Annotated in this window: 9 protein-coding genes; 4 read left to right on the top strand and 5 right to left on the bottom strand. The window is 70.1% G+C overall.

The window, feature by feature from the left end:
• Positions 1-1,139 (bottom strand): MFS transporter (locus ACHFFZ_RS00090; RefSeq protein ID WP_394274630.1); only part of this gene is annotated, 1,139 nt, incomplete at its 3' end.
• A 67-nt stretch (positions 1,140-1,206) separates the two neighbouring features.
• On the opposite strand from ACHFFZ_RS00090, the gene ACHFFZ_RS00095 reads away from it, so the two are divergent.
• From ACHFFZ_RS00095 to ACHFFZ_RS00105, 3 genes are all read left to right on the top strand, one after another.
• Complete coding sequence (locus ACHFFZ_RS00095) at positions 1,207-1,857, top strand: DUF2461 domain-containing protein (RefSeq protein WP_394274631.1); 651 nt, start codon at positions 1,207-1,209, stop codon at positions 1,855-1,857.
• A 73-nt stretch (positions 1,858-1,930) separates the two neighbouring features.
• Positions 1,931-2,116, top strand: a complete 186-nt coding sequence (locus ACHFFZ_RS00100) for a hypothetical protein (RefSeq protein WP_394274632.1) — start codon at positions 1,931-1,933, stop codon at positions 2,114-2,116.
• Between the two features lie 36 nt (positions 2,117-2,152).
• Entirely contained in the window at positions 2,153-3,115 is a 963-nt protein-coding gene (locus ACHFFZ_RS00105) for a hypothetical protein (protein ID WP_394274633.1), read from the top strand.
• A 21-nt stretch (positions 3,116-3,136) separates the two neighbouring features.
• On the opposite strand, the gene ACHFFZ_RS00110 is transcribed toward ACHFFZ_RS00105, so the two are convergent.
• From ACHFFZ_RS00110 to ACHFFZ_RS00125, 4 genes are all read right to left on the bottom strand, one after another.
• Positions 3,137-4,366 carry an MFS transporter gene (locus tag ACHFFZ_RS00110; RefSeq protein ID WP_394274634.1) on the bottom strand — a complete coding sequence of 410 codons (1,230 nt, stop codon included), beginning with the start codon at positions 4,364-4,366 and terminating at the stop codon, positions 3,137-3,139.
• Positions 4,367-4,442: 76 nt separating this feature from the next.
• Positions 4,443-4,760, bottom strand: a complete 318-nt coding sequence (locus ACHFFZ_RS00115; RefSeq protein WP_394274635.1) for a DMT family transporter — start codon at positions 4,758-4,760, stop codon at positions 4,443-4,445.
• A gap of 35 nt (positions 4,761-4,795) precedes the next feature.
• On the bottom strand, positions 4,796-6,154 hold the full coding sequence (locus tag ACHFFZ_RS00120) for an LssY C-terminal domain-containing protein (RefSeq protein WP_394274636.1): 1,359 nt from the start codon (positions 6,152-6,154) through the stop codon (positions 4,796-4,798).
• A 260-nt stretch (positions 6,155-6,414) separates the two neighbouring features.
• The gene (locus tag ACHFFZ_RS00125) at positions 6,415-7,338 is read right to left on the bottom strand and encodes a LysR family transcriptional regulator ArgP (protein ID WP_394274637.1); all 924 of its coding nucleotides are present in this window, start codon (positions 7,336-7,338) and stop codon (positions 6,415-6,417) included.
• Between the two features lie 69 nt (positions 7,339-7,407).
• On the opposite strand from ACHFFZ_RS00125, the gene ACHFFZ_RS00130 reads away from it, so the two are divergent.
• Positions 7,408-7,998 carry a LysE/ArgO family amino acid transporter gene (locus tag ACHFFZ_RS00130; protein ID WP_394274638.1) on the top strand — a complete coding sequence of 197 codons (591 nt, stop codon included), beginning with the start codon at positions 7,408-7,410 and terminating at the stop codon, positions 7,996-7,998.
• Positions 7,999-8,022: the final 24 nt, after the last annotated feature.

The following is an 8,022-nucleotide window of genomic DNA, read 5'->3' on the forward strand; positions in this document are numbered from 1 at the left end:
CGGGCGAGCATCCGTCCCGAGACCAACAGCAGCACCAGCGAGGCCGCGGCCAGCGCGGCGCAGACCACGAAGACGCCGGCGATGCCGGCCGACCCCGACGAGCCGAGCGCGATCACCGCACCGGAACCGATCGCACCGATCCGTCGGGTGTTCATGAACAGCCCCGAGCCCATGCCGGGGGCCTCGACGATCTCCTGCACCCAGGCCAGCCCCATCCCCTCGCTCAGCGCGATGAAGACCGCATTGGGAACCTGGAGCAGCAGGAGCATCCACGGAGCGCTGGTGGCCAGCACCCCCAGGTAGTAGACCAGCGCGAGCAGGGCCCCGACGGTGACCATGGCGAACCTGGAGCGGTGCATGCCGATGCGCCCGCTGGCCACCAGCACGGGGATCTCGAGCGTCGCGCACAGCCCCAGCGCCAGCCCTGCCCACAGCGGCGCGGCGTGCAGGTGGTCGGTGACGAACAGGGTGATGACGGACACGGCGGTGGTGTTGCTCGCACCGGTGAGCGAGAGCGCCAGCAGCGCCAGGCCCACCGGGAGCCTCTTCGGTGGGGCGCCCGACGGCTTCTGCAGCACGTGCTCGGGGCTGGCCGCTCGGGTGCGGCGACGCATCATGGCCAGGGTCAGCGCCAGGTTGCAGGCCGCGACCAGGGCGATCGCCACCAGCAGCCAGCGCGGCCCGAAGGAGCCGATCACCAAGGTGGCGACGGGCGGGCCCACCATCCAGGCGAAGGAGAAGACGGCCCGCACCTGGGTGACCTCGGGCAGGGTGGCGCCCTGGTGCTTGAGCTCGGCGAAGAGCATCGACGACCCGGCACCGGCGGGTGCGCCGAAGACGATCAGCGCGGCCAGCGCCAGCGGCAGCGAGGTGGCCAGCCACAGGGCGATGGTGAGCGCGATCGTCGACAGCCCAGCCAGCAGCATGGGCAGCAGGTAGTCGCCGCGACGGTCGGCCCAGGCGGGAATGACGAGCTGGGCCAGGAACCCGGCGATCTGGTAGGCCACGATCACCCAGCCGACCTCGGCCATCGGCACCCCGTAGAGGGTCACCAGCAGCAGGGTCAGGGCGGGGGCGAGGAAGCTGAACTGCAGCCCCCACAGCATCGCCGAGCCTGCCAGGTGAGGATGTCGTCGCACGGGCCAGCCACCTTTCCTACCAAACGGTCAGCACCGTTGGCCAAGACTACCCGCATAGGCTGGCGCCATGGCCTTCACCGGAATCCCCTTCGACGCCGTGCACTTCTACCAGCAGCTGGAGGAGCACAACACCAAGGAGTGGTTCCAGGCGCACAAGGCCGACTACGACCGACTGGTCCGGCAGCCCTTCATGGCGCTGGCCGAGGAGGTCGGCCCGGCCTTTGGCGAGACGAAGGTCTACCGTCCCTACCGCGACGTGCGCTTCAGCAAGGACAAGACGCCCTACAAGACCCATCAGGGCCTGTATGCCAAGAGCTCCAGCTATGCCGGCTGGTACTTCCAGGTGGACGCCACCGGCTTCTTCCTGGCCGGCGGCACCTACTGGATGAGCGGCGACATGCTCTCGCGCTACCGCGACGCCGTCACCAATGACGCCACCGGCCTGCAGCTGGAGGCGATCCTGCAGCCCCTGCTCGAGGCCGGCTACCAGCTCGACGGCGAGAAGCTCGCCACCCGCCCCCGCGGCGTCGCCCCCGACGCGCCGCGGCTGGAGCTGCTGCGCCACAAGAGCCTCTCGGCCCGGCTGCCGCTGGGACGCCCGGCGTGGATGGCCACCGCGGAGGCCGCCGAGTACGTCAACGACGGCTGGGACGAGCTGCGCGAGCTGATGGACTGGCTCAAGGAATGTGTCGGCAGTGCCGTGGAGTCGCGGGGCTAGCAATCATCCGAGCGGTACGGCCCCGACCACCGCACACCAGGAAGTAAATAAAGTAAAAACAGATGGGATAACCATGCGGGAAGACCAAGCTCCACCCAGCCCCTTCCAACCCGGCTACGGACGGCGTCCGGCCGTCTACGGGGGACACGAGCAGGAGATCGCCGAGCTCACCGAGGTCTTCCGCACTCTCGACTTCGGCGAAAACCATTCGGTACTCGTCTCTGGCCTGCGTGGAGCGGGCAAGACTGCCTTGCTCTGAGTCCTGCAGGACCGTGCACGAGAACACGGATGGCTCGTGATCCATGATGACGCCAGCTCCGGGCTGATGGATCGGGTGATGGAATCCAGCATCCCCAATCTGCTCAACCAATTCACTCCTGAGGACCGTGCCCGGTTGACCTCCGTGGCCCTGTGGGAGTTCTCCGCCAACTGGGAGTACGTTTCGCGGCGTGAGGGGCCCAGACCCCGCCTGAGGGACGATCTGGTTGGGTTGTCGGCTGCACTGGGGCCACGGGGCGGGATCCTCATCACCATCGATGAGGTAGCAGCCGGACGCACCCGCCTCAGGGAGCTTGGCCGGTTCGCCCTCGAGGTGCAGCACGCCCTCACCGCGGGCGCCCAGATCATGGTGGTCTTCGCAGGAGTCCGGATCGATCTGGACGAACTGCTCAAGCAACCACACCTCACCTTCCTACGAAGGTCCAAGGACATGGACTTTCGCCGGCTGAGCCCCCACGAGACCAGCAAGGTTCTGCAACAGACAGCGGAGCTCGGCAACCGGAGCATCGACGACGATGCCCTCATGCAGCTGGTTGCCGTCTCACAGGGATACCCGTATCTCGTCCAGCTAGCCGGCGACTACGCCTGGCGCCACAGCCCCAACAGCCCCGCGATCTCACTCGAGGACGCCCAGCACTGCGTGGAGAAGTCGGTCAGCGCCATCCAGACGCGTGTCCTCAGCCGGGTCTACGACGATCTCTCGGACATCGACAAACAATTCCTCCAGGCCATGTCCATGGACGAGGGGCGCTCGAAGATGGCTGACATCGTCCATCGCATGGGGCAGAGCGACCAGTACGTGCAGGTCTACAAGAAGAGGCTGATTGACAGCGGTTATGTCCAGAGATCAGGGCATGGTTACGTCGAGTTCTCCCTGCCCTACCTCGACCAGTACATCCGCAGCCTCGGCGTGGTCGACGACGACGGACCCGAGCACGCAGAGAATCCTTGGGACGACTTCCCGCCGCCGAAGCTGTGATGGTGTGAGGAGCGCCACGGGCTAGCGCCCGAAGCGCATCCCCGTCGCCGCCACCAGCGCCAGCACCCCGGCGCCCAGCACCGGCCAGAAGCCGTGCACCAGGGTGCTCGCCAGCCGTCCGGCGACGGCCGCGCCCAGGCTCACGCCCAGGGTGATGCAGGTGGCCAGCACCGTCATCATGGTCGCCATCCGCTCGCGCGGCGCGATCCGCTCCATCCACGTGAAGGAGCTCACCAGCGTCACGCCCGCCCCCAGGCCCAGCACGATCGCGACAACGGCCGCCACCGGGGCCTGCGGCAGTCGCATCATCGCCAGTGCCCCGCCGGTCATCAGCGCACCGCCGCCCAGCAGACGCACCGGCGTCGTGATCCGCGGGGAGAGCCGCCCCACCAGCAGGCTCGCCACACCGCTGCCAATCCCGACGGCCCCGTAGACCAGGCCGGTGAGGCCGGGCGTGCCGCGATGGTCGAACAGGGCCGTCAGGCTCGTCTGGGTGGCACCGAAGAGGGTGCCGACGCCCAGGCAGCCGAACATCGGCCACAGCATTGACACCGTGAAGGACGGCACGGCCACCGCGCCCACGGGACGGTCCCGGTGCGCCTCGGGCAGCGCCCGCCAGTCCTCCCGGTGCGCGGCCAGGTGCGCAATGAACAGGCCCTGCATCAGCAAGGTGAGCACCATGATGGTGACCGTCGCCGTCGAGGCCCCCAGCCAGGTGACCAGGCTGCCGGCCACCACCGGCCCCACCACGAAGCCGGTCTCGTCGGCGGCCCCCTCGTAGCCCAGCGCGCGCGAGACCAGACCGGGAGCGCGGTGCCGTGCGGCAAGCACCGACCAGCGGCTGCGGGCGATCGGACCCACCTGCGGATTCGCGGCACCGACGACCGCGGCGCAGCCCAGCAGGGCGGCCGATGGGGCCTGGGAGAGCAGCAGGAACAGGAATCCCGCCTGGGTCAGCAGCGAGATCGTGGTGGCCCCAGCCACCACGCGCAGCGGGCCGTGACGGTCCACCAGGCGCCCCACCACGGGTCCGCCGAAGGCGCTGCCCAGGCCGACCGCCGCCACCGCCAGCCCGGCGACGGCCAGGCCACGGCCGTCGCGGGCCAGCACCATCAGGTAGCCGAGCTGCACCATCGAGGACGGCATGCGTCCCAGGAAGGCGGTGAGCAGGAAGGGCCAGCCGCCGGCCTGCGGCAGGCTGGGCTCGCGGGTGGTCTGCGTGCTCTTGGGGTTCTCAGGGGTTTGCGTCATGGGCTCTCCGGGCATGGTCGACGGGACGCGGCCCGGCCTCACTCGCGTCTGGAATTCCCCTGTGTCTGCGCCCAGTTTACGCGCTGACCAGCTTCAGACCGATGACACACCCGACGATCCCCAGCACCAGCAGCATCTTCACCACGCTGAAGGGCTCCGCGCCGGAGGCGATCGACCAGGCCAGGGTGGCGGTGGCACCGATCCCCACCCACACCGCATAGGCGGTGCCGACGGGGATCTCGCGCATCCCCCAACCCAGGCCCACCATCGAGATGGTCATGGCCACCAGGAAGGTGATGACCGGCTCGGGGCGCGAGAGGCCGTCCATCCGGTCCAGGGCCGTCGCCCAGACCGCCTCGAAGAGCCCGGAGAGCACCAACACGATCCATGCCATGGCGCCCATCCTCACACAACGGCCCGAAAGCGCCCTCAGGAGCGACGGTGCGGCCGCCAGTAGCCGTCGGGCAGGGTGACCTCGGGGTCGACGCGTCCGCGCGAGACCCACTTGCGCACTTTCGGGGAACTGACCGCCAGCACGGTCAACACCGACAGGCCCGCGGCCAGCAACCGCCCCAGTCCCAGGTCACCCTGGCCGGACAGCACCGCCAGTTGGTTGATCGCGTCGATGGTGGCCACCGCCATCAGCGCCACCCAGGCCAGACGCTTGCGGGCCACGATGAACCACCACAGCACCACACAGACCAGCGCCAGGATGCCGCTGGTGCGCAGGTCCAACCCCAGGCCCAGCACCCGGGCTGCGGTCGGGCGCAGGGCGACGATCCCCCACGCCATCGCAGCCAGCAGGGCGCGCAGCGCCACCAGGCCACCGCAGATCCACAGCGGCATCGGCGGCACCCCGTGCTGGGCGAAGCCCGGGTAGCGGTGGGCGCGCAGCACCACCCGCTCCTGCTGCACGCGCATCAGCGCGCCGGAAACGTCAAGCACCGGCATGTCGCCGTCGGTGACGATCCGGTCGCCGCCGCCATTGCGGTGGTGGTAGGCGGTGGAGAAGTCCTTGATGACATGCACTGTGCTGGCCGGGTCGGCATAGCGCACCGTGTCGATGAGGTAGTCGCGCTCGATGTCGATGTTCTCGTCGATCTTGTGCGTCACCTGCCAGGTGAACATCGAGAAGCCCACCGCCCGGTCATAGCTGGCCGCCGCCAGCCACGTCGCCCGGTGCCCGCCGGGCAGCAACCAGCCGTGCGGCACCCGCCAGAAGCGCACGTGGTGGCGCTGGGAGGTGTTGCCGTCCACCTCCTGCTGGTAGGCGAAGTCGTGCAGCCGCCCGAACAGGTAGAGCCCGCTGACCGGCGCCGCCGGGTAGGAGCGGCGCAGCAGCCAACTGCGCACCGCCTGCCAGGCGGTGCGGATGGACAGGTCGTCGGCCCGGGTCCAGCCGGCGGCGGTCATGGCCGCGTCGATGTCGTGCTCGTTGCCGTCCAGGGCCAGGTTGATCGGGTCGCCCAGCAGTCCGTCGCCGGTGCGGGAGCGGCCGATGTAGTAGTCGGGCAGGTAGAGCAGGGTGAACAGCTGGTGCACCCGCGGCAGGGCCAGGTAGGCGGTCAGCGCCCAGAACAGCAGCAGGTGCAGCAGCCGGACGCGGTGCCCGCTGAAGCCACTGGACAGCAGCGTCGCGGCAAGCCAGAAGGCCAGGCCGAGGGCAACCACGACGAAGCCGGCACTGATCAGCTCGAACAGGTTGAAGCTCGCCCGCGCCGAGACCTTGCTCGGCGCGTGCCGGTAGACCGGCGGGGCCGGCGGCACCGGATAGCGCGAGGAGTTCACGGGACCATCCTGCCGCAGCCCGGTGACACTTCCCGACCCACGTGGTGTGGACAAGGGCCCTGATCGCCGGGTCCCAGTAGCCTTTCCCACCGCCGACCCCCGCGCGCCACCGAGAAGAAGACACCATGGAGTACACCCGCTTGGGCAGCACCGGCCTGCGGGTCAGCCGCATCGCGCTGGGCTCCAGGAGCTACGGCGACCGACAGGCGGGCCGAACCCCTGGACCCTCGGCGAGGACGCTGCCGCCGACGCCCTGGAGGTCACGCTGAGCCGGGGCGAGGTGGAGCTGCTGGAGCGGGCCTACCGGCCACAGGCCGACCGCTGGTGAGAGCCGCGGCGGCCTCGCGCACCGCCCTGCCGAGCCGCTCGATGCGCGGCGAGTCGATGCTCCACACCTGCCAGTGCAGGGCGACGTCGACGGCCGCGCCCGGCAGCCGCACCAGCCGGCCGTCCTCGATCCTGCGCTCCAGCTGCGCGACGGGGATCATGCCCCACCCCAGCCCGGCCTCGACCCCGGCCAGGAAGGCCTCCGAGCCGGGCACCTGCGGCTGGCGCGGCAAATCGGTGATCCCCAGCTGGCGCAGGAAGTCCAGCTGCAGGCCGTCCTTGGCGTTGTAGCGCAGCGCCGGCATCGCCGCCCAGTCCGGGGTGTCGGCTCCCCCGTGGCGCGCCACCAGACCGGCCGCCGCGACCGGCACATAGGTCATCGCCCCCAGCGGGACGATCCGGCAGCCCTGCACCGGCACCGGGTCGCTGGTGACCACCGCCACCACGTCGCCGCGGCGCAGCAGCCGGGCGGAGTGGTCCTGGTCCTCCAGCTCAAGCCGCAGGGTCATGTCGGGCCAGCCGGCGGCCTCGGCGAGCACGGGGCGGAACCAGGTGGCCAGAGAGTCGGCATTGACCGCCAGTCGCAGCACCCCGTCGGCCTCGGCGCCACGCTTGAGGCTGGCCATCGTCTCGTCGCTGATCATCACCACCTGGCGGGCCATCCGCAGCACCTGCTCCCCGGCGGGGGTGGGCCGGCAGGGAAGGGTGCGCTGCACCACCAGCTGGCCGACGTGTTTCTCCAGGGCGCGGACGCGCTGGCTCACCGCCGAGGCGCTGACGCCCAGTTCGTCGGCGGCCGCCTCGAAGCTGCCCTCGTCGACGATCGCCACCAGAGTCCGTAGCCAGTCCGTGTTCATGAGGACATCTTAGGGAAATGCAGAAAACATCGTTTGTCTTCAGAACCCTGCGCTGACAGGGTTCTCGACATGTTCTCCACCGCCTTCACCGGCCTGCTGACCGGCCTGTCGCTCATCATCGTCATCGGCGTGCAGAATGCGCTGGTGCTGCGCCAGGGCCTGCGCCGCGAGCACGTCGGGGTGGTGGTGGCGGTGTGCGCCCTGGGCGACCTGATGCTGATCGGGGCCGGCACCGCCGGGATGGGCGCCATCGCCCAGGCCCACCCGGGGGCGCTGCGGGTGCTCAGCTGGGTGGGCGCGGCCTACCTGCTGTGGAGCGCGATCGGCGCCTTCCGCGCGGCCGCGGGCAGCGAGGCCCTGCAGGTGGGCGAGCCCCGCAGCCGGCGCTCGGTGCTGGGCACGGTGGTGGCTGTCACCTTCCTGAACCCGCACGTCTACCTCGACACGGTGGTGATGCTCGGCTCGATCGCCGCCGGCCACGGCGCGCTGCGCTGGTGGTTCGCCGCCGGGGCGATGGCGGCATCGCTGCTGTGGTTCGGGATGCTGGGCTTCGGCGCCCGGATGCTCTCCGGTCCGCTGGGTCGTCCGTCGGTCTGGCGAGCGGTCGACGTGCTCACCGGGTGCGTGATGCTGGCCGTGGCAGTCACCCTGGTTGTCTGAGCCGGGAATGAGCCGTGGGGCGCC

Source organism: Luteococcus sp. (assembly GCF_043424415.1).
In the GTDB taxonomy this organism is placed as follows: domain Bacteria; phylum Actinomycetota; class Actinomycetes; order Propionibacteriales; family Propionibacteriaceae; genus Luteococcus.